This window comes from Paenibacillus sp. MB22_1 (genome assembly GCF_047200555.1).
GTDB lineage: Bacteria > Bacillota > Bacilli > Paenibacillales > Paenibacillaceae > Fontibacillus > Fontibacillus phoenicis.
The window spans coordinates 2075226-2096025 of sequence record NZ_JBLADV010000001.1 but is presented as its reverse complement, the minus strand read 5'-3'; the positions used below and the strand labels follow the sequence as shown (position 1 = coordinate 2096025).

The following is a 20800-nucleotide window of genomic DNA, read 5'->3' as shown; positions in this document are numbered from 1 at the left end:
GGATAGGGTTATGAACATCGGACTGACCGGAGGCATTGCGACCGGGAAAAGCACGGTTTCCCGATTGTTGGCCGAGCGTGGGGCCGCCATTATCGATGCGGATGTGATCGCCAGGGAGATTATGGAGCCGGGCCATCCGGTATTGGCCGCCGTTAGCGAACGATTTGGCCCGGGCGTGCTGCACCCCGATGGAACGCTGAATCGCAAGAAGCTAGGCGAGATCGTCTTCTCGAATCCGGAGGAGCGTAAGGCGCTGGAGGCACTAACGCATCCGGCGATCCGCGCTGAAATGAAGCGGCGCATGGAAGAGCTGGAAGCAGCGGATCCTCACAGATTGGTGGTGGCGGATATCCCGCTGCTTTATGAATCGGGTCTTGATCCGTTATACGATCAAATTATGGTTGTCTACGTCCCCCGCGAGGTACAGTTAACCCGGTTGATGTTGAGGGACGGGTTATCGAAGGAGGCGGCCGAGCAGCGGATCAGCGCCCAGATGGATATCGAAATCAAGAAAGAGAGGGCGGATATTTTGATTGATAACAGCGGTGGACTTGAGGAAACGAAGCGGCAGATAGATGACTTTTGGCGGGATCAGGGACTACGATGAGGTGGCTTCGCAAAAAAAGAGTCTTGCTTCTGTTGTTTATCGGTTTCATCATCCTCATCTTTTTTAATTCGGCATGGCTTTCGTTGTTTTACCCGATTTATTATAAAGAAGAAATCCGGCGGCATGCCAAGAACAACGGCCTGGATCCGTTTATTGTTGCAGCGATCATTAAGGTGGAGACGAACTACAAATCGGGCGTGGAGTCCCGGAAAGGCGCGCTCGGAATTATGCAGATCATGCCCGATACGGCGGAGTGGGTGATTTCCAAAGCGAAGTTGCCCAATACAACGCTGGAAGACATCCGCAACGAGACGGAAACGAATATCCAGATCGGCACCTGGTATCTGAGATCGCTCTCCCAGCAATTTGACGGTAACACCATCGCCATGATCGCAGCGTATAATGCCGGACCAACCAATGTGAAAAATTGGCTGAAGAGCGGGCGATGGGACGGACGACTGGAGACGGTGCAAAATATTCCTTTTGGCGAGACCCGGCATTACGTCCAGCGGGTATCCCACTATTACAAACAATATTTAAAGATATATGATGATTTTTAAGGGGGCCTAAGGTTATAACAAAAGAAAGCATTGACCGACCTTACGCCAGCCAATGCTCTCTTCAGTTGATCGGTTATTTGAATTGACCTGCCAGCTGTTGTTCAGCCAGGGTCACCAGACGTTTCGTGATGAAACCACCGATCGAACCGTTTTCGTAAGAAGTCAGGTTACCAGCATATCCGTCTTGTGGGAAAGAGATGCCAAGCTCCTGAGCGATTTCATATTTCATTTGATCCAAAGCTCCGGATGCTTGTCTAACCACCAGGTTGTTCGAAGAGTTATTATTTTGGGCCATGATTTGTTCACCTCCTTGTGGTTGGTAACAGTATTATGTGCCGGACTAGGAATTTCAATCACATGAATTTGCAGTAATTTATTGCCATCCGGTGAGACAGGCCGTGATGACGTCATTTAGAGGGGAGGTGTTCTAGTTTGAAATGTCCTTATTGCGACTATTTAGGCACCAAAGTGCTTGATTCGAGACCGGCGAACGAGAACCGTTCGATCCGCCGCCGGCGTGAATGCGAGAAATGCAACCGGCGGTTTACAACGTTTGAAATGGTGGAAGAAGTGCCGTTGATTGTGATCAAAAAGGATGGAAGCCGCGAGGAATTCAGCCGGGAGAAAATGCTGCGAGGTCTGATTCGAGCCTGCGAGAAACGTCCGGTTTCCGTCGAACAGCTGGAATCCATCGTATCCGAAGTGGAACGTTCCTTGCGCCACTCGGCGAACGCCGAGGTAGAGAGCCGGCAAATCGGCGAATTGGTGATGGAGCAGCTCTATCCGGTGGACGAGGTTGCATATGTACGGTTTGCTTCGGTTTATCGTCAATTTAAAGATATCAACATGTTTATGAAAGAACTCAAAGGCCTGCTGTCCAAAAATACAGGGGTCACGGAATAGTTCATTTCTCAAGCACTCTTCGCCGGCCGGCGCGGGAGTGTTTTTTTATTTTTTGCATAGAATAAACCTAAAGACTAAGATGCCCTCTTATTTTACACAAAGTTTACAAAACGAGAACACAGCATTGATCTTCGCTTTCTATAATCAAACTGTAAATCAATTAAGGGGGAAACCTAAACAATGAAAAAGAGTATGTTATTGATTTTGACTTTGGTGCTGAGCTTCGCGCTGGCAGCATGCGGTCAAAACAACGCGGCACCAAACAACACGGCCGGCACCAACGGAAGCACTGCGGATGATGCATCCGCGAGCAACGGGGGTAATGCAGCGACATCGGAACTTTCCGGGTCGATCTTGGCTGTAGGTTCCTCGGCTTTACAACCTTTGGTAGACCAAGTTTCGAAAAAATTTATGGATCAAAATCCAAATGTTTCTATACAAGTTCAAGGCGGCGGAAGCGGTACCGGGTTGACGCAGGTTTCCGGAGGCCAAGCGGACATCGGGAACTCCGACGTCTTCGCAGAAGAGAAGCTGGATGCGGCTCAAGCTGGTGAACTGGTTGACCACCAAGTTGCTGTCGTCGCGATGGCAGCTGTCGTTAACCCGGACATCACTGTCGACAATTTGACAAAAGACCAACTGGTCCAAATTTTCACGGGTAAAATCACAAATTGGAAAGATCTTGGCGGTCCGGACCAAGCGATTCAAATCGTAAACCGTCCGTCGAGCTCCGGGACTCGCGCCACATTTGAGAAATACGCGTTGGGTACGAAAACGGAGGACCTGCAAGGTTCGATCCAAGAAGATTCCTCCGGTACGGTAAAGAAACTGGTTGGAGAAACGCCGGGGGCGATCGGATATCTGGCCTTGTCCTACCTTGACGATACGGTCAAAGCTGTGAAGTACGAAGGCGTCGACGCAACGGAAGAAAACGTAGCAAACGGAACTTATCCGGTATGGGCTTATGAGCACATGTATACGAAAGGCGAGCCAAACGAAGTCGTGAAAGCCTTCTTGGACTACATGGTTTCCTCGGATGTTCAAGGCGACAACGGCGACGTAGTAGAGCTTGGCTATATTCCGATCAGCAAAATGCAAGTGGAACGCGATGTTGACGGCAACATCACGAAGAAATAACCAGCAGATTCGATAACATCATATCAGTGCGGCAAGAGGCGGACGGTTCTGCCTCTTTCTGTGCTGTTCTTAAAGGGAGAGGTTTCATGGCTCAGTCCGGCGGAAGAAAAAAAATACAACCGCATATCGTCGAGGAATGGACCGGCAAAATTTACGCTTCATTTTGTATCGTATTGCTGGTGGTTACGATCTTCTCGATGGTTTATTACGTAGCAACCAAGGGGTTAAGCACTTTTGTTCAAGACGGAATCTCACTAGGTGAAATTTTCGGCAGCACGAACTGGAAGCCGGATGGGGAGCCGCCGATGTTTGGCGCCCTGCCGTTTATCTTGGGCTCGTTCAGCACTTCGATTCTGGCGGCGCTGATCGCAGCACCGCTTGGCATTTGCGCAGCATTGTTTATGGTTGAAATTATGCCGAAGTTCGGCAAGAAGTATTTGCAGCCGGTCATCGAGCTGCTGGCCGGGATACCTTCGGTCGTGTATGGTTTTGTGGGGCTTAGTATCATCGTACCTTTTTACAGGGATATTTTCCCGGGACAAGGTCTGGGGATCTTGGCGGGAGCGACCGTACTGTCGATCATGATATTGCCGACGATCACTTCGATCGCCACCGACGCCCTGTCTGCCCTGCCTCCCGGCTTGAAAGAAGGTTCCTACGCCCTTGGCGCTACGCGCTGGCAAACCTTGTCACGGACCGTATTGCCGACGACCTTACCGTCCTTGCTGACCGGGGTTGTACTCGGCATGGCTCGGGCTTTCGGGGAAGCCCTGGCGGTGCAGATGGTTATCGGGAACGCGCCGCATATCCCGCGCTCGCTCTTTGAATCCACCTCGACCTTGACCAGCGTCATTACGCTGAGCATGGGGAATACGGTCATGGGCACGACGCAGAATAACGTCCTCTGGACGCTGGCACTAATCTTGATGCTGATGACGTTTGTATTCGTCTTTATCGTGCGTTGGCTGGAAAGGAGAGCAAAACGATGAGCGCCAAAACCGTCGACAAAATCGCAACAGTTGTTATTATCGCTTTAGCTGGCTTAATTGTCTTGATTATGGCGGGGTTACTCGGCTTTATTTTAGTCCGGGGGCTGGGTCATATCAGTTTCGATTTTCTCACGTCACCTCCTGAAACGATTAAGGCAGGTGGCGGGATTGGCCCGCAATTGTTTAATTCCTTGTTCCTCTTGGTCTTGACCATGATCATCACGATTCCGCTCGGTATCGGCGCGGGGGTCTATATGAGCGAATACGCTAAACCGGGGAAAATTACCGATTTTATCCGTTTGATCGTTGAGGTATTGTCCTCTTTTCCATCGATTGTCGTGGGTTTGTTTGGTTTGCTCGTGATCGTGAACCTGTTTGGCTTTGGCTTCTCCCTGTTCTCAGGGGCGTTAGCTTTGACGATCTTTAACCTGCCGCTGATGGTGCGGATTACCGAGCAAGGGTTAGCCAGCGTGCCGCAGGCGCAAAAGGAAGCCAGCTTGGCGCTGGGCTTGTCCAAATGGAAAACGATCCAATCGGTGATGCTGCCGATCGCCATGCCGGTGATTCTGACCGGAACGATCCTGGCGGCGGGCCGCGTGTTCGGCGAAGCAGCTGCCCTGTTGTTTACGGCCGGGATGAGCAGTCCGCGGCTCGACTTTAGCAACTGGAATCCGTTGAGCCCTACGTCCCCGCTGAATCCGTTCCGTCCGGCGGAGACGCTGGCGGTTCATATCTGGAAGATCAATTCCGAAGGCTTGGCGCCGGATGCGCCTGAAATTGCCGCCGGTGCATCGGCCGTCCTGATTTTGACCGTGCTGGTGTTTAACTTGCTGGCTCGCTGGCTCGGACGCGTGATGCTCAAGAAATTTACGGCGACGAAATAGGAGGGCGAAGCCAAGTGTCAAATATTGAACTATCTACGAAAAACTTAAGCGTCTATTACGGAGAGAAACAAGCCGTTAAAAATATATCGCTCGATTTCGCTTCCCGGCAGGTAACCGCCTTGATTGGCCCTTCGGGCTGCGGCAAGTCCACATTCCTGCGCAGCCTGAATCGGATGAACGATTTGATCCGCGGGGCGAAGATCACGGGGGAAATCTGGATCGGGGACGACAATATCAATGATCCGAAGACCGATGTCGTGCTGCTGCGCCAAAAGATCGGCATGGTATGGCAGCGGCCAAACCCGTTCCATAAGTCCATCTATGAAAATATCGCTTTTGGACCGCGTTACCACGGGATTCGGGACAAGAAGAAGCTGGATCAGATCGTTGAGGAATCGCTCACCAAAGCGGCCCTTTGGGACGAAACGAAGGACCGACTGCACAGCTCCGCCTTGGCCCTGTCCGGCGGCCAGCAGCAAAGACTGTGCATCGCCCGATCGATTGCGGTCAATCCAAGCATCATCCTGATGGATGAACCGGCCTCGGCCCTGGACCCGGTATCCAGTGCCAAAATTGAAGAGCTGATCGCCGAGCTGAAGCAGGAATACTGCATTATCATCGTCACGCACAATATGCATCAGGCGGCGCGGGTGTCGGAAAAAACGGCGTTCTTCCTCATGGGGGAGCTGGTTGAGTACGGCGATACGAGTAAAATCTTTACCAATCCGTCCGAGAAACGGACAGACGATTATATCAGCGGCCGGTTCGGATAAGATACGTCTCTCCTTTTGCCAACTAGGAACAGGGCTGGACCCGGGGCGGGGAACCGCCCCGTTCGCGGTCCCTTTTAGATTGGAAAATCTCCGTATATACTGATAACATAAAGAGTGGACTGATTGGCGTGGGCAGCGCCTGCAATGGCTAAAGGAGATTTGGATAATGGACGTATTGGATTGGATTGAAAGGATGTTTGAGCATTACGGCTATTTTGTTCTGCTGCTCGGACTTCCCATCGACTTTATCGCGCTGCCGCTGCCTCCGGGTCAAACGACTCTGACCTATACGGGATATTTGGCATATAAAGGCGTGCTAGGTTTCCTGCCGGCACTCTTCGCTGGATATGCTGGGGCGGTGATCGGGGTGACGATTACCTATTTCGTCGGACATCGGGTCGGTGTGCCGTTGATCGAACGCTATGGCAAGTGGATTATGGTCAAGCCCTCACATTTGGACAAAACGAGGCGGGTCTACGAGAAATACGGCAATAGAATGCTGCTTATCAGTTTCTTTGTGCCGGGTGTAAGGCAGTTTTTTGGTTACTTTGTTGGCATTATGCGCATTCCTTTTCGAACCTTTGCCTTGTATGCTTACACAGGAGCAGCGCTCTGGGTGACTGTTTTTGTAAGCATCGGATTGGTGTTTGGCGAACAGTGGCAAGTTGCCATCGACCTGGTGGAGAAATATTTAAAGTTTTTCTTTATTGGGCTGGGCGCGCTGCTGTTGGTGCTCGTGTATTTGAAATGGCGGCGATGGAGGCTGAAGGTAGCTAAGTTGTCCCGGTAATACCTCAAAGGCGCTGGAGCTGGCTCCGGCGCCTTTATTTATTTCCGCTTTTTATTTTTATTTTCGGGTTTGCTTTGGTGCAAGATGAACTCGTCAAGCAGCGTCTCCTCAGTATCACCGCCGTTCTGCCCCTTTTCCTCCTTCAGCTTCAACAGGGAGAGCAAATCGAAAAGATCCCCAAGCACGGTGAACCCGGCACCGATAATGGCCAAGTCGTCCGAGGATAGGTCATTTTCTTGGATTCTTTGGTATTGACGCCTCTTTTTTCCTCCCAAGAACACCACCTGCTTTTAAATCTACTTGTTTCATCTTATGCAAATGGCTATTGGCTTGACTAGGCGTGAGCTAGGCTAGAGCCGCCGTCTCATATTCAGCATGGGTACCTGGTGAACGTATACCCATTTTTGCCTCTCTCCGCGAATGTCCCGATCGTTCGCTAACGAACTGTAATATGATGTTCTATATTTAAAAAGGAGGGAAAATCAATGTCGGGATATGAAAATGGCGTAGGTGGCGTAGGTTATGGTGGTTTCTGGACTTCCACAGGGACGATTCTGGTTCTCTTCATCCTGCTGGTCATTGTTTCCAAAGCGTTTATCTTTTAATTGAATAGTACCTCATGCAAAGGCCCTGCTGCAGCAGGGCCTTTGTTCATTTTTGCATTTGTTAGACAATTGCTCTAAAGCCCCGGCAGCGGCGCAAATCGCAGAGGAGTACCAGCGGATCAGCGGGGCACTCATCGAGGCGATCCGCACGCAATGGACGGACGAGCAGCTCCTGAACACAACGGAGATCGCAAGGTGAACCCTGGTCAAACGGGGCATCGCTCCGGTTTACGCTGATGCATCAGGCGCATCATCGGGGACAAATGACGGTATTGATGCGTCAGGCGGGACTGCGAGTTCCTGATATTTACGGGCCAACCTACGAATCGTGGATCGAGCCAGGGATGGAGCCCCTCGCCTAAACTGGGCCAGGCGGTCACAAAAGCAGCAACTATTTCCAGTTATTGCCGGAATCTCTGGAGGACGCCTCCTTGCATACCTATGTGCCTTACTACTTGCTTCCGTATGGGAAAGCTCTAACGATTGTGGAGCCGGATGTCCTGATCGGACGAATGGTGGAAGTCACCCCTTCGTTCCCCCTTGTAAACCAAACCCCTTGGACATAAACCGCTGGGACAAGATGTACAGCACGATGGACGGGATCGCATACAGGATGGAGAAGGCCGCAAGATTGCCGTATTCAATCATCCCGTATTGACCAAAGTACTGGTATAACTTCAGGGAAGCGGGGAAGTTCTCCGGATTTTGCAGCAAAATGTACGGGACAAAGAAGTTCCCCCAGCTGCCCGAGAAGGTGAAGATGGCCACCGTGCAAATGCCCGGCACCATCAGCGGCGCTACGACTCTGCGAATCCCCGTAAATACCGAGGCCCCGTCGACCCATGCCGCTTCCTCCAGATCCAGAGGGACGGAATCCATGAAGTTCTTTAGCATCCAAATGCCGTAGGGCATGGATGAAGCTACATAGAACAGGATAACGCCAAAGATTTGGTCATACAGCTTCAAACTTAGAAACAGCTGGTAGACCGGGACCATCACCGCCGTAATCGGCAAGGAAGTCATAAACAGGATGGTCAACATAAACGGCTTCTTGTATTTCATTTGATAACGGGACAACGGATAGGCGGCTAACAGTGCCAAGAGGACGACGAGCAGCGCCTGCCCCAGCGACATGATCAAACCGATCAGGAAAGCGCGCTGGTTCTCGCGGCTGGTGATCACGTTGATATAATTATCCGCCGTGATCCGCTGCGGCATTTTCAGCGTCTGCATGGCATTGGGATCAACCGAAGCAACCATCACCCAAAGCAAGGGTAAGACGAAGCAGATGCCGATGATCGTGAGGATCGTATAGGGCAAGATCCGGTAGATGAGTTTCCGTTGTTTTGCGTTCATAAGGAGTTCTCCTTGCTCTTGGACTATTTCAACGAGCGGGTATAGAACAGGCTAAGCACGATTCCGATGAGCAGAAGCAGCAAGGAGATCGCGGTTCCGTACCCCAGTTGATAGTTCACGAAGGCTTGGTTGTACATGAAGATCGGCAGTGTGGTCGTAGACGTTCCCGGGCCTCCGCCGGTCATGGCATAAATCAAACCGAACACGCCCAACGTCTGTAACGTGACCAGCATCATGTTGGTCATAAACGAATCTTTGATATAAGGGATGATGATCCGAATCAGTACCTGCCATTTCGAAGCTCCGTCGACCACCGCCGCTTCTTCCACCTCGCTGGGCACGTCGTCGAGAGCCGCTTGAAAGACGAGCATTGAGAAGGCGGTGCCGTGCCAGATGTTCGCGAGGATGATCGTCAGCATCGGAACGGTATACAGCCAGGTGACTGCCGGAATCCCCAATGAGGTGATGATCGAGTTAAGCGTCCCCTCGTCGCCGAAGAAGCTGTACAAGCACAACGCACAGACGATTTCCGGGGTTACCCAGCCGGCGAGGACGATCGTGCCGATCACCCGCCGGAACGTCCGGTTTCTGCGCTTCATCAGCAGGGCGATGAATAAGCCGAGCAGCTGCTGGCCAATCACCGCGGAGCCAAACAGGAAGACCAGCGTGTTCCAAATGCTGATCTTGACCGTCGGGTCCTTGAACATGTGAAGGTAGTTGTCAAACCCAACGAATTTTAACTCTCTTGCCGATTCCCCCGTTAAAGCCAGGTTCGTAAATGAATAGAAGAAAGTAAGGAAGACCGGAGTGATAAAAAACACCAGCATTATCACAATCGAAGGGAGCAAGAAGTACAGCCACGTGTACGTATTTCGTTTTCTGGAATATCCTTCAGCCGTCATGCTGCTCATGGTTCGTTCTCCTTCCGGAAAGCATTGCTTTGCCGCTTGTTATGATTGGTCATTTTCTTATGACAGCGTTCTCGCCTACGATGCGAGTGACGTCTTGGGCGTATTTTTGAGCTGCCTCTGCGGGGGAGGTGCCTGTGGCGACGGATTCAACCATCGTCTGAATTTGCGTCGATACTTCCGGGTACTTATCCTGAGCAGGCCGGAACTCGGCGTTCTGCAGATATTCCGTAGCGATTTCGTTAAACGGCATTTGCGTGTATTCCGGATCTTTGGCGACGTCGGCTCGCACAGTAATATTCCCTGAGGAGGTGACGAGCTTCTTGCTGTTCTCTTTGTTTAATGCGTATTTGATAAACTCCCAGGCTTCGTCTTTATGCTTGGCGTTGCTCGGAATGGACAGCGCCCAACCACCGGCAAGGGTAATGGTCCCCGGTGCCTGACCTTGGCTCGTCGGCATCGGAGCAAAGCCCAGCACATCCTTGTATTCCGGCCATGGGGAAGCACCGGTTTCCAGATAGTTGCCGGTAATCCAGGAGCCGTCGAGGGAGATGGCCAACTTGCCTTGAGGCAAATATTCACGGGAAGCGGTGTTACCGGCCTGCCCGTTCAGAACCTTGGAGAGAGGCGGTCCGAGCTTTTCCTTGTTTACGGTTTCAATAAACCCTAATGCGTCCAAGATACCTTGGCTTTCGATGATCCATTTTCCGCTTGCATCGTCATACAGTCGTTCGCCGGTACCGTAAAGGAGCATTTCGTACGTCTGCATGGAGGTGGCTTCCCCAGTCGCCTTGCCCATGTTCATCCAGATCGGGACGATGTCCGGGGCTTTTTCCTTAATCGTGCGAGCCGCATCAAGCACTTCCTCCCAGTTCTTCGGCGTCCACTCTTCGGGAAGGCCGACCTGCTTAAAGATCTCTTTGTTGTACCAAAAGCCACGGGAATCCGTGTTGTACGGTACGCCATACACTTTGCCGTCGCTGGCGGTAACGCCTTTCTTCATCGCCTCGATAAACGAGCCGTTCGACCAATCCTCCCAGTCCTTCAGCCGCTCATCCAGTGGTTCCAGATAACCGGCGCTGGCGTCCGAATTGAGGATGAATGTGTCCTCCGTCACGATATCCGGAGCGGTGTCTTTGGATTTCAGAGACAAGGCGACTTTCGCAAAATAGTCCCCTTCAGAGGCCTGAATCGGTGCTGGTTTAATCTCGACATCCTTGTTCGGGTAAGCGGCAGCGATCTCTGTCAACCAACGGTACAACGTGCCTTTTTCTCCGGCTCCGTCATCCCGATAGGTCACCGTAATCGTCGTTTTTCCGGAACTGCCCGACTTGTCGCCCGACCCGGAACACCCGGCTAGCAGCGCCCCGCCTAAAGCCGTACACAACAACACGGAAGCGATGGCCCAACTTCTTTTTTTCATAAATACCATGCTGTGATCCCTCCCTGGTAAGTAGTCTTATTCGGGTTTTGCGCTCAACCCGATGGTTTAACGCATTAAAAAAATACTGTGTACATCCCTTCCAGTAAAACATACTTGCCGAAGGAGCAATTTATTCAAAAAAACTCCACGAATAAATATTGACCGAATCGGTTTACGGAAGTATGCGAAATACGATCACACGGTGACGGATTTCTTCGAGCGAATCAAACAAGCCGCGAACATCAGGTCGCGATGATCGATAAGCATCCGGCGTTACTGTCTTTCTTGACCAGCGTTTATTTTGAAACGAATGAGGAGGTTCATCCGGAAATTAAGGCGATCTTGGCCAAAGGGGAGGAGGTTCGGAACCGGATCGCTTTGACCGGCGTGGATGAATCGAAGTTTAAGGAAGGCATTGATCTGAAGCTTCTCATGAACATGTTGACTTAGATGGCGGAGGGGTTCACCAACCAGATGTCCAGGGAGAACACTCGATATCAAGGAAATCACAAGGGGGTTCCATGGGCGTGATTGAATTAAGAAACCTCACGAAGCGATAGGGCAAGGCCAGAGGGATTACTGACGTGAACCTTCAGGTGAAGGAGGGGGAGATCTTTGGCTTTATCGGTCCCAACGGGGCGGGGAAGTCAACGACGATTCGGACGCTGCTTGGGCTCATTTATCCGACCAGCGGCCTGGATCCACTGATGCAGCAGACCTTCTTCGAGCTGATTGCGGAGGAGCACCGGAAAGGGGCGACCGTGTTTTTCTCGTCCCATATTCTGAGCGAAGTCCAGAAGATGTGCAGCCGTGTCGCCTTCATTAAGGAGGGCGGATCATCAAGCAGGAGAAGATGAGCGACTTGCAGGATAACAGCTACAAGAAAGTCAGCCTGGAAGCCAAGTCCGACATCGATCCCGCCGCCTTTAAGAAGCTGGATGGCGTCAGCAACCTTGAACTGAGGGGATCTTCGGCCAGCTTCATGTTTAAAGGCAGCCTAAACGCGTTTGCTGCAACGAATCGCTACCGTTGATTTAATCAACATCTCGATTGTGGAGCCCGATCTGGAGGAAATCTTCCTGCATTACTACGTGAAGGAGGAGTAGGCCGTCATGAATATGGTCATGCATGAGTTGAAGTCGCTGAGGAAATCGGCCTTCGTCTGGACCTTGGAGATGATCGCCTTGGCCGCCCTCTACTTATCGATTTATCCCAGCTTAGCGAGCGATGCCGAAGATTTCAAAAAGCTGCTTTGGCAGTTATCCGGAATCCGTTCAAGCGATGTTAGGCATTGATTTGGATAGGATTACCGCGGGCCAAGATCGTCAGCTCCAAGCTGTTGGCTGCGATGCTCCTCCTGATCGCGACGAATATCGTCTTCTATGCAGCAGCGTTTCTCATCGCAAACGGAGTCAAAACGGAGGATTTCAGCCAAAAGCTGTTTCTGCTGATCCATATGACGTTATTTTTTGTTCAGTTGATGTTTTTGGCGATTGGTATGGCGTCGTCCGTGTTTTTTGCCAAACTCCGGAGCGTCCTTCCGTTATCGCTGGGCGTGGTCATCGGATTGTATCTGATCGGCGCCTTGCTCGCAAGCGGGGAGGACAAAGAGATGATCCGCTTCATCTCGCCCTTCAAATATTTCGCACTTAAGGCCTACCTTAGAGGCTTGATCATCCGGAGCGTATGCATGTTCTTGCTAGTTGTCAGCGGAATGAGCAAGTATTCGGCTCTTTTGAAGTCACGCAGATCAGTGGATTTTTTGCCATGCTGTTTTTGTATATTGAGCTGACGGTCGCGATTCACGCGGTCCTGCTGGGAAGCTTTGCGATTTCCAAACTTACGGACTTGACAGATCAGCTAAACGCACTGAACGTGCTCTCTCCCTTCAAATACTTCAGCTATGAGCGTATCTTAAACGGAGAAGGCCTTCATGCGGGGATTGTCGCGCTATCCCTCCTCCTGGTGGCGGTGCTGGTTGTTGTCACTTATGCGGCTTATCGCAAAAGAGAACTAAACGTTTGATCGTTGCACGAGTGGCGGTTAGAACGCCCATGCAAGAGGCGCGGCCGGTTGATCCGGTCGCGCCTCTTTTTTGCTTGGCGAAACACTTGCCTTGCTTACATGCGATCCGGAGCCGGCAATCCGATGACATCCAGCGCCTCCGCGATGGTCTCCTTAAATTTCGCAGTAAGCCACAGACGGTAGGGTTGCCGCTCGGGCTCGGCTTTTAGGATCGGACAGGCGGTATAAAAATGATTAAACAAGGTGGCGAGCTCATACGCGAAATGGCAGATCGGTGTAGGAGAAAGTTCCTCACACGCAGTGCTCAGCGTATCCGGCCATGCTGCGATTTGCCTCAGCAGGGCGTGTTCGGCACGTTCCTGCGGTGCGATGTCCTCCGGCAGCGACTCCATCCGAGGGAGCCCGTCGGCTTGGGCTTTGGCTAAGATGCTGGCGGCCCGGGCATGCGCGTACATCAGATAAACGCCGGTGTTGCCGGTGGTTTCCGTGGCCTGCTGAATGTCGAATACTACTTCAGTCGGCAAGGCGAATCGCAGCAGATAATAACGGATCGCCGCTGCTGCGATCAGCCGGCTGGACAACCCTTCGGAATCGGACCGCTTGGCTTCGATTTGCGCTTCCATAAGGTCCAGCAAATCGGACACTTTGATGCCGATCCCTTGTCTGCCGGACATAGCGTACGAGGCTTTGCCGTCCGAGGTGTCGAGGCCAAGCTCCCGGGCTGCGCCAGGGCTTAGCGATACGACGCCGTAACCGACGTGGCGCAGCTTCTCCGCTTGGGCTGTGAAGCCTAACGCCTCCAGCGCTTGCTTCACCATCGCCTGCGGATACGCTTGCCTGTGGTCGATCACGTTGACGACGAGATCTGCCTTGCCGTAATCGGCGGCGACACCTTCTGCACTGGTTGTCCAGAGCCCATCTGCAAACGGTTTGTACCTGAAATCGTTCCCCAGCAAACCGAACTTCCAAAGATGATAGGCGATATCCTTGGCCGTATACGTCAAAATTCCGTTGGACCGAACGAGCACCTTATCGGCCTGATGCTCGGCTTCAGACTCCACATCTTCTGCTGCAGGTTGCTTCAGGACCCAGCAGCCCTCCAGCTTACCGGACGTTTCCTTATGGAAGAGTGCGGTCTGCTGCAACAAACGGAAGGCCGTGTCCCAGAACCCTTGCCGGACAATGTTGCTCTCCCAGACCAACAAATCATAATCAATCCCAAACGCCTTCATTTCCTCCAGATGCTCCCGCACGATACGCTCTGCCGTAAGCAAGCCAACCCAAGCCAGGTTCCCGTCTCCAGCTTCCAGCGCCTGCAGCACCTTCGTTCTCTGCTCCAACAGCGACGGTTGATCATCGTATTCCTTGTTAACCCGGGAATAGATGTCCCAACAGAAATCGCCGAATCTCACGTGGGCAGCCTGATGATCCACATTCAGCAGCCCAACGACGGTGTCTGCCAACTGATTACCCAGATCGTCGATGTAATTATGCACTTCGATTTGGTATCCGGCCCTCTTGAGCAGCCGCGCCAGCGAGTCGCCGATACAGGCGTTTCTTAGATGACCGATATGAGCGGATTTGTTCGGATTGATGGAAGTATGTTCGATCACGACCTTTTCGCGAACTGCCCGCGGAAGTTGAAAATCCTTGCGGGCCCATTCGTTCCAATCCAGGCGGAAGTTCAGAAAGCCCGGCGGCGCGGTTTCGATCTGGTGGAATAGCCCCTCCATCCGGCCGGTTTGTTCCAATTCATTCTTCAGTTGTGCGGCAATATGCAGCGGTGGTTGACGCAGCGTTTTGGCCAGCTGCATCGCGATGTTGGTCGAATAATCCCCGTGTTCCGCACGGGCGGGCCGCTCGATCACAATGTCCGGGAGCTCCTCGGTGCTGTGGCCAAGCCTTGAAAGGACTTGTCGTACGGACAATTCAAGATATTTTTTCATCCAACTGCTGATCATAAAATCCACTCCTCCCTGGCAAAAAAATAAGCCTTCATCTCATCAAAGAGACGAAGGCATTACGCGCTCGCGGTACCACTCTTGTTGTTAAACTTCATGTTTAACCACTCTGAAGGATAACGGTCTTGGGCCGTGGCTGCTTACTCGACTCACGTTCAGCAACCATTCTCATGGGTCCGTTTCACTGGAAGCCCTGTACCGGTTTCCACCCTCCCGGCTCGCTTGGACTAGAACAGCCAGCTACTCTCCCAATCGTCGAATGTGGGATATTTTGTATTATTATATCCGCTTAATTTGGAATGTCAATCCTGGACTTCCCCAATATCAACCCACGAGCCCGACTTCTAGAGTAGGAGAAGAAAATTTTGGTCATACTCTTACTACTTCCATCAGAACAAAGGGGCTAGCGACATGCAACAACCGGACGAGTTTATCGAAACAACTGCAGCAAAACCTGGAAGGTCTTCGCGAGCTTCTCGGGAACAGTTCGGATGTCGTGTTCCGTCAGCTTTTGCCGGCGGACTGTACGCAACTCGCTATCGTTTACATCGAAGGACTTATCGACAATCAACTCTTGCAACAGGATGTGATTCGCCCGATTCTGAAGACCTCCTCAGACGGGGAGATGACGCCAACTCAGGTTAAGGACAAGGTCGTCAACGTCGGCGGCGTTAGCTCAGTGACCACCTATGAGGATGCGTGCAACGGATTGTTGTCTGGCGGTGCGCTGATCCTGATCGATGGGTATATGGATGGTTTGATTGTCTCAATTCCCGGGTTAGAGGAACGCGCGATTTCCGAATCGAAGGCCTATCCAAATATTCGGGGGCCTCAGGACGCATTCACGGAGGCGATAAAACCAAAACAGAGCTAGCTATCATGTACATGCACGGATTAGCGGATCAACAGATCGTAAGTAAGTTGACTGAAAAACTAAACAACCTCCTGGTGGATCGCGTGCTGGAGGGTGAATATATTGAAGAAGTTCTGAATCAGGATAACAAGCTTACGATTTTTCCTATGCTGTACAACACCGATCGTCCAGATACGATCGCAACGGGCGTAATGGAAGGCCGAATTGCCATCTTTATTGACGGAACGCCATTCGTTCTCCTTGCCCCAACCTTATTCGTCGACTTTCTTCAGTCCGCCGAGGATAATTATCAGTCGTATCTTAATTCCGACGGTATTGTTATTGAGCTTAATGGCCCAACGTGAAGGGGGCCCTTTTCCAGCTTTCCTTGAAGCGTTGATCATGGAAGTCGTTTTTGAGATTTTGCGGGAAGCCGGGCTGCGGATACCGAGAACGATTGGTCAAGCTGTGTCCATCGTGGGTTCTATCGTCATAGGACAAGCGGCGGTCGAAGCGGGCATCGTCTCTACCGTTATGGTGGTTGTCGTAGCGATTACGGCCATATCCAGTTTCGCCATTCCGTTCTATTCCATGTCGATCCCGATCCGGATGCTGCGTTTCGGGTTCATGGCGATTGCTTCAACCCTGGGGATTTATGGGCTGACCGTCGCTTTTATTGTGCTTGTCGTGTATTTAAGCGGGCTCCACTCCTTTGGCGTTCCTTATTTATCGCCCGTCGCTCCCTACAAGGCACGGAAGCAATCGGATGCCATCCTCCGCTTTCCCTACCAACCTGGAGCTAAAGGACCGTAGAAATCAAGGAGATGATCCCTGTGTACCGACAGGTAAAGCGATTTGTTCTTGTCCCCATATCCCTCGCGATGATCCTGCTGCTGTCAGGTTATTGGAACCGCAATGAATTAAATGAACTTTCGATCGTGCTAGCCATGGGGATCGATAAAGCGGATGACCTTTACGAGGTCAGCTTCCAGGTCGTGAATCCAAATCAGATGTCGCGGAAGCAATCGAGCGAGCGTACGCCTACGTTCGTATTCTCGGTACGTGCCGATTCCATTAGTGAAGCTGTGCGAAAAAACGGTGGGCATGTCGTCGCGGAAATTGTATATGTCCCATCTGCAAATTTTATTCCTGGATGAGGCCACGGAATTTGGTGAAGATGTCTTTGCATGGACATGCTGCGAGATGAATTCGGGCAACGACTTGCTTGAAGATATGTCTTGTGATACATTATTTTTCATAATGAATGTTTCGGTATGAAGCACATACCGCTTCGATCTGACTTGCTCTTGGAGCAAGGGGGAACGGGGCGGTTTTTTTATTGACTCGGAAAGGGAGTGTGCATGATGAGTGAGTTCGATGATGTTTACTTGGAGTGGCTGGAACGGCAGATCGACGAGGAGACCAACCCAAGAAGAAAGGAGTTTCTCAAAAAGGGATTAAGCCGGGGGACAACGGATTTTCTGCGGTACATTTGGTATCCCGCCATTGGAAACCTCAATGATCTCTATCCTGAGTATGAGGTTCGCGACTTTAATAATGGCTTCCGCTATCTCGATTTGGCCTATCGACCGGGCAACGCCAAAGGATGTATCGAGATTCAGGATTATCGAAGCCATGCTCGGGATATCGAGGCCGGGCGGTTTAAGGATTTGTGTATGAAGCAAGCTCTGCTGGCGTTAGACGATTGGTTGTTCCTACCGATTGCCTATCTATCCATTCGGGAAGACCCGGGAGTTTGCAAGCAGCTGGTCTTATCCTTTGTTGGTAAGTTCCTGTCCAACGCCGTACCTTCTAACCTTCATTGGGCCGAAGCGGAAACCTTAAGGTTTGCCAGACGACTGATGCGCCCCTTTACGCCGGCAGAGCTCGCGGATCATCTCAGTCTATCCAAGCAGCATACACGAGCAATTCTACATGCTATGCACAATCGAAAGTTGCTGGAGGTCGTAGGCGGGAGACAACGGTATCGAACGTTCCGGCTTCCGAACGCGCGTTAGGGGCAAGGCGCTCGGATGGCAGGATGTAACTGGGGCTAAGGCTAGCTCTAAATCCACTTCTGGTGCTGAGGCTGTTGCTGGTGTGGAATCTATTGTTGGTGCGAATGCTGTTGTTGATATGGATGCTGTTGCTGGTGCTAATGCGATTACTGGTGCTAACATAACACTAACTCTAACGCTTGTGAGCAACGCTATTAAGGCAAATTTGCTCTCGAAAAAATTCTAACGACGATGAGACACTCTATTAAGGTGAAAATCGAGAAAAATAGGGGGGAAACAGAGGAATAAGCTCTGTAGTAAGCGTTAGAATCGCAAAGTGTCCTTTTTGGAGCAAATAAGATCTGTGGCAAGCGTTAGCGGTTAATCGGAGGGGATTCGCAGACCCACGGGGGTAAAAGAAAGCACCCGCAAGCACTAGGAGGTAAAGGATGCTCCCGCAGGCACTCAAAGTCACCTCTAGGCACTCATAGCACTCATCAGCACCCGCAGGCCAAGGGGAATGAACTATGTTAGAATGAAGAAGAATATCCTTATTCATGCAGAGGAGGAAAAAGGTGAGTACATCCATCAGCTTGCATCTATGGTTCGATAAACAGGCGAAGGAGGCCGCAGAGTTCTATTGCTCCGTATTTCCGGAGTCCCGAATCACGGGGGTTACGACGCTAAACGATACCCCTTCGGGTGATTCCGAAATGGTTTCGTTTACCGTTTGGGGTTTTCCGTTTATGGCGATTTCGGCTGGACCGTACTTCAAGCTAAATCCTTCGATCTCGTGCATCGTCAATTTCAACCCTTCTAGAGACCCTAACGCCAGAGAAATGCTGAATGAAGTGTGGAACAAGCTGTCTGACGGCGGGACTGCGCTCATGCCGTTGGATCGATACCCCTTCAGCGAGTGGTATGGCTGGATTCAGGACAAGTACGGGGTTACGTGGCAGCTGATGTTAACGAATCCGGAGGGGGAGCCGCGTCCACCGATTGTTCCGTCCATGATGTTCACAGAGGATAACTGTGGCAAAGCGGAAGAAGCACGTGAATTTTATCTCTCCGTCTTCCGGAATGCGAAACCGGGCACGATCGTGAAGTATAGCCCCGGACAAGAACCGGACCGGGAAGGGGCGGTCATGTTCACCGATTTTATGCTGGAGAATACCTGGTTTGCAGCGATGGACAGTGCGCACGCTCATGGGTTCGTCTTCAACGAAGCCATTTCCTTCTTGGTGAATTGCGACACGCAGGAGGAAATTGATCATTATTGGGAAAGTCTCTCCGCCGTTCCTGAGGCCGAACAATGCGGTTGGCTCAAAGACCGGTATGGCCTCTCGTGGCAAATCACTCCGTCCGCCTTGGATGAGATGCTGACCCAGGGAACCTTGGAACAACGGAATCGAGTGACGCAGGCGTTTCTGAAGATGAAGAAGTTTGACCTCTCGGAGTTGCAACGGGCTTTTGAGGGGAAGTAAACTCTATGGCAATGGCGCGGTAATCGCTAACACGCTTTCGTACGGAGTGAGGAAAAAAACGCCCCGGGATTCCTGATCGTGAATCAGGATCCTCAGGGCGTTTTTCGCCACAGAATTAAAAAAAACAGCCCCGAATGGACTGTTATATTTGTATGTATGGTGGAGCCTAGGGGGATCGAACCCCTGACCTCATCGCTGCCAGCGATGCGCTCTCCCAGCTGAGCTAAGGCCCCGTATGAGCGACTTCTTTATTGTATAAAAACGTAGTCAAGCTGTCAATATCCCGCGATCACTCAGTTAAAATGTTACTAAAGAGGCATCGGTTCACTCACATCGAAATGTTACCGAAGGGATGTGTTTTGAAACTGAGCATGAAAACACGACGTGAAGTAATCCGTACCTTGGCTGATCAATACATGAGAGCGAAATCGCGAAATGAGAAATCTGCAATCCTTGACAACGCCGTGAAGGTGCTGGGTTGCCATCGGAAGCATGCTATCCGCGCTCTCACGAACCCTCCTGCGCTGACACCAGCGAAATCGAAACGTAATCGGCCATTAGCTTACCAGGAGGCGATGCCCGTCATTGAGCGCGTTTGGGAAGCCCTGGATTATCCTTGTGCCGAGCGACTGCATCCTGTTCTGCTCGATACAGCCCAGAGCCTTGCCCGGCACGGTCACCTGCACCTTACCGACCTTATCATATCGCAGTTGCAAAAGATCAGCCGCCCGACATTGGCGCGCAGGTTATCCACACTTCGTTGTCCAAAAGCCAGACCAGCTGTCAACAAGCGAAAGCCGCTCGCCGAACTCCGTTCACAAGTGCCCATGATCGCCTACGATTGGGATGAAACGCGTCCGGGCGCGCTGGAAATCGATTTGGTCGAACACAACGGCGGATCGTCGCTCGGCCACTTCGCCTATACGCTGACTGTGACCGACGTGGTCTCCGGCTACACCCGCAGACGCGCGCTGCTCGGCAAATCCCAACTTGCCGTGCTTCGTGAGCTCAAGCACATCATCGCGGAGTGGCCCATGCAGCCTTGGGGGATCCACAGTGACAACGGCCAAGAGTTTTTAAACGCCCATTTGAAAACCTTCTGCGCTTCGAACAACATTCGTTTCACGCGCAGCCGCCCTTATCGCAAAAACGACAATGCTCACGTGGAGCAGAAAAACGGCTTTCTCGTCCGCCAGCTGGTCGGCTACGAACGCTATGACCGCACGCAACAGGTGGAGTGGCTCAACTCCATCTATGCTCTGCATGATCGGTACTTCAATTGCTGCTTGCCCACTCGCAAGCTGATCGGCAAGGAGCGTCGCGGGGCTCGTGTAAAGAAAACATTCGACACGGCCAAAACACCCGTTGCCCGGTTAATCGAATTGGGCGTGCTACGACCAGAACAAACCCAACGGTTACAGGCGTATCAGACTTCCCAAGATCCGCTTGCATTACACAATCAGTTGGAAGCGCTGCTTTCCCAACCCGTGACGCCTGCCTCCGCTACGCGCCCAGTGGAGGCTATGTAACAGCCTCCACTGGGTA

At 51.7% G+C, this 20800-nt stretch carries 25 protein-coding genes, 1 tRNA gene, 2 pseudogenes and 1 other annotated feature; of the genes and pseudogenes, 21 read left to right on the top strand and 7 right to left on the bottom strand.

Annotated features, from left to right (window positions below):
* Positions 1-10: 10 nt before the first annotated feature.
* A complete protein-coding gene (gene coaE, locus ACL02P_RS09910; protein ID WP_260070002.1) occupies positions 11-607 on the top strand; it encodes a dephospho-CoA kinase in 597 nt (198 codons plus the stop codon).
* The gene (locus ACL02P_RS09905; protein WP_009226764.1) at positions 604-1167 is read left to right on the top strand and encodes a lytic transglycosylase domain-containing protein; all 564 of its coding nucleotides are present in this window, start codon (positions 604-606) and stop codon (positions 1165-1167) included. The genes coaE and ACL02P_RS09905 overlap by 4 nt, the downstream gene beginning before the upstream one ends.
* Positions 1168-1240: 73 nt before the next feature.
* Here the strand turns inward: ACL02P_RS09905 and ACL02P_RS09900 are convergent, their stop codons facing one another.
* Positions 1241-1462: an alpha/beta-type small acid-soluble spore protein gene (locus ACL02P_RS09900; protein WP_009226765.1), complete on the bottom strand. Its 222-nt coding sequence runs from the start codon at positions 1460-1462 to the stop codon at positions 1241-1243.
* Positions 1463-1599: 137 nt separating this feature from the next.
* Here ACL02P_RS09900 and nrdR point away from each other — a divergent pair, with 137 nt between their 5' ends.
* From nrdR to ACL02P_RS09870, 6 genes are all read left to right on the top strand, one after another.
* A complete protein-coding gene (gene nrdR / locus ACL02P_RS09895; RefSeq protein WP_009226766.1) occupies positions 1600-2070 on the top strand; it encodes a transcriptional regulator NrdR in 471 nt (156 codons plus the stop codon).
* 180 nt (positions 2071-2250) lie between these two features.
* Positions 2251-3207, top strand: coding sequence for a phosphate ABC transporter substrate-binding protein (locus ACL02P_RS09890; protein ID WP_009226767.1), 957 nt, complete (start codon positions 2251-2253; stop codon positions 3205-3207).
* Positions 3208-3293: 86 nt separating this feature from the next.
* Complete coding sequence (gene pstC, locus ACL02P_RS09885; RefSeq protein ID WP_323076194.1) at positions 3294-4196, top strand: phosphate ABC transporter permease subunit PstC; 903 nt, start codon at positions 3294-3296, stop codon at positions 4194-4196.
* Positions 4193-5080, top strand: coding sequence for a phosphate ABC transporter permease PstA (pstA, locus tag ACL02P_RS09880; protein WP_260070004.1), 888 nt, complete (start codon positions 4193-4195; stop codon positions 5078-5080). Before pstC ends, pstA begins: the two co-directional genes overlap by 4 nt.
* Positions 5081-5094: 14 nt before the next feature.
* Positions 5095-5853: a phosphate ABC transporter ATP-binding protein PstB gene (gene pstB / locus ACL02P_RS09875; RefSeq protein WP_009226770.1), complete on the top strand. Its 759-nt coding sequence runs from the start codon at positions 5095-5097 to the stop codon at positions 5851-5853.
* Positions 5854-6019: 166 nt separating this feature from the next.
* Positions 6020-6643 (top strand): DedA family protein, encoded by a 624-nt coding sequence (locus ACL02P_RS09870; protein WP_036646478.1) that lies wholly within the window; start codon positions 6020-6022, stop codon positions 6641-6643.
* A gap of 38 nt (positions 6644-6681) precedes the next feature.
* Here ACL02P_RS09870 and ACL02P_RS09865 read toward each other — a convergent pair whose 3' ends face one another.
* On the bottom strand, positions 6682-6924 hold the full coding sequence (locus ACL02P_RS09865) for a hypothetical protein (RefSeq protein ID WP_260070069.1): 243 nt from the start codon (positions 6922-6924) through the stop codon (positions 6682-6684).
* A gap of 204 nt (positions 6925-7128) precedes the next feature.
* Between ACL02P_RS09865 and ACL02P_RS09860 the strand changes: the two genes are divergently transcribed.
* From ACL02P_RS09860 to ACL02P_RS09850, 3 genes are read left to right on the top strand one after another with little or no spacing between them, the layout of a single operon-like run.
* A complete protein-coding gene (locus ACL02P_RS09860) occupies positions 7129-7248 on the top strand; it encodes a sporulation protein YjcZ (protein WP_198136240.1) in 120 nt (39 codons plus the stop codon).
* A 52-nt stretch (positions 7249-7300) separates the two neighbouring features.
* A complete protein-coding gene (locus ACL02P_RS09855; protein WP_260070005.1) occupies positions 7301-7447 on the top strand; it encodes a hypothetical protein in 147 nt (48 codons plus the stop codon).
* Between the two features lie 37 nt (positions 7448-7484).
* On the top strand, positions 7485-7610 hold the full coding sequence (locus ACL02P_RS09850) for a DinB family protein (RefSeq protein WP_232282365.1): 126 nt from the start codon (positions 7485-7487) through the stop codon (positions 7608-7610).
* A 160-nt stretch (positions 7611-7770) separates the two neighbouring features.
* Here the strand turns inward: ACL02P_RS09850 and ACL02P_RS09845 are convergent, their stop codons facing one another.
* Genes ACL02P_RS09845 through ACL02P_RS09835 form a run of 3 tightly spaced genes read right to left on the bottom strand, consistent with a single transcriptional unit; the run spans position 7771 to position 10935 of the window.
* On the bottom strand, positions 7771-8604 hold the full coding sequence (locus ACL02P_RS09845) for a carbohydrate ABC transporter permease (protein WP_009226775.1): 834 nt from the start codon (positions 8602-8604) through the stop codon (positions 7771-7773).
* A 23-nt stretch (positions 8605-8627) separates the two neighbouring features.
* Complete coding sequence (locus ACL02P_RS09840) at positions 8628-9515, bottom strand: carbohydrate ABC transporter permease (protein WP_009226776.1); 888 nt, start codon at positions 9513-9515, stop codon at positions 8628-8630.
* Positions 9516-9564: 49 nt separating this feature from the next.
* Entirely contained in the window at positions 9565-10935 is a 1371-nt protein-coding gene (locus tag ACL02P_RS09835) for an ABC transporter substrate-binding protein (RefSeq protein WP_412837332.1), read from the bottom strand.
* A 252-nt stretch (positions 10936-11187) separates the two neighbouring features.
* Here ACL02P_RS09835 and ACL02P_RS09830 point away from each other — a divergent pair, with 252 nt between their 5' ends.
* From ACL02P_RS09830 to ACL02P_RS09810, 5 genes and pseudogenes are all read left to right on the top strand, one after another.
* Positions 11188-11385, top strand: a complete 198-nt coding sequence (locus ACL02P_RS09830; protein ID WP_339301920.1) for a hypothetical protein — start codon at positions 11188-11190, stop codon at positions 11383-11385.
* Positions 11386-11510: 125 nt separating this feature from the next.
* Positions 11511-12041: pseudogene (locus ACL02P_RS09825) on the top strand (ATP-binding cassette domain-containing protein).
* A gap of 6 nt (positions 12042-12047) precedes the next feature.
* Positions 12048-12230: a hypothetical protein gene (locus ACL02P_RS09820; protein ID WP_260070007.1), complete on the top strand. Its 183-nt coding sequence runs from the start codon at positions 12048-12050 to the stop codon at positions 12228-12230.
* Positions 12227-12727: a hypothetical protein gene (locus ACL02P_RS09815; protein ID WP_412837194.1), complete on the top strand. Its 501-nt coding sequence runs from the start codon at positions 12227-12229 to the stop codon at positions 12725-12727. The genes ACL02P_RS09820 and ACL02P_RS09815 overlap by 4 nt, the downstream gene beginning before the upstream one ends.
* The gene (locus tag ACL02P_RS09810; RefSeq protein WP_050769827.1) at positions 12703-12960 is read left to right on the top strand and encodes a hypothetical protein; all 258 of its coding nucleotides are present in this window, start codon (positions 12703-12705) and stop codon (positions 12958-12960) included. The genes ACL02P_RS09815 and ACL02P_RS09810 overlap by 25 nt, the downstream gene beginning before the upstream one ends.
* Before the next feature lie 95 nt (positions 12961-13055).
* Here ACL02P_RS09810 and ACL02P_RS09805 read toward each other — a convergent pair whose 3' ends face one another.
* Positions 13056-14921, bottom strand: coding sequence for an arginine--tRNA ligase (locus ACL02P_RS09805; protein WP_036646481.1), 1866 nt, complete (start codon positions 14919-14921; stop codon positions 13056-13058).
* Positions 14922-14964: 43 nt separating this feature from the next.
* Positions 14965-15186, bottom strand: a binding site (T-box leader).
* On the opposite strand from ACL02P_RS09805, the pseudogene ACL02P_RS09800 reads away from it, so the two are divergent.
* From ACL02P_RS09800 to ACL02P_RS09785, 4 genes and pseudogenes are all read left to right on the top strand, one after another.
* Positions 15181-16587 (top strand): annotated as a pseudogene (locus tag ACL02P_RS09800) (spore germination protein). It overlaps the preceding feature by 6 nt.
* Before the next feature lie 20 nt (positions 16588-16607).
* On the top strand, positions 16608-16931 hold the full coding sequence (locus tag ACL02P_RS09795; protein ID WP_323076199.1) for a hypothetical protein: 324 nt from the start codon (positions 16608-16610) through the stop codon (positions 16929-16931).
* Between the two features lie 207 nt (positions 16932-17138).
* On the top strand, positions 17139-17792 hold the full coding sequence (locus tag ACL02P_RS09790) for a transcriptional regulator (RefSeq protein WP_036646488.1): 654 nt from the start codon (positions 17139-17141) through the stop codon (positions 17790-17792).
* A gap of 536 nt (positions 17793-18328) precedes the next feature.
* Positions 18329-19255, top strand: a complete 927-nt coding sequence (locus ACL02P_RS09785; RefSeq protein WP_412837193.1) for a VOC family protein — start codon at positions 18329-18331, stop codon at positions 19253-19255.
* 157 nt (positions 19256-19412) lie between these two features.
* On the opposite strand, the gene ACL02P_RS09780 is transcribed toward ACL02P_RS09785, so the two are convergent.
* Positions 19413-19488, bottom strand: a tRNA-Ala gene (locus ACL02P_RS09780).
* Between the two features lie 126 nt (positions 19489-19614).
* On the opposite strand from ACL02P_RS09780, the gene ACL02P_RS09775 reads away from it, so the two are divergent.
* Positions 19615-20784 carry a DDE-type integrase/transposase/recombinase gene (locus ACL02P_RS09775; protein WP_412837192.1) on the top strand — a complete coding sequence of 390 codons (1170 nt, stop codon included), beginning with the start codon at positions 19615-19617 and terminating at the stop codon, positions 20782-20784.
* The last annotated feature ends 16 nt before the right edge of the window (positions 20785-20800 follow it).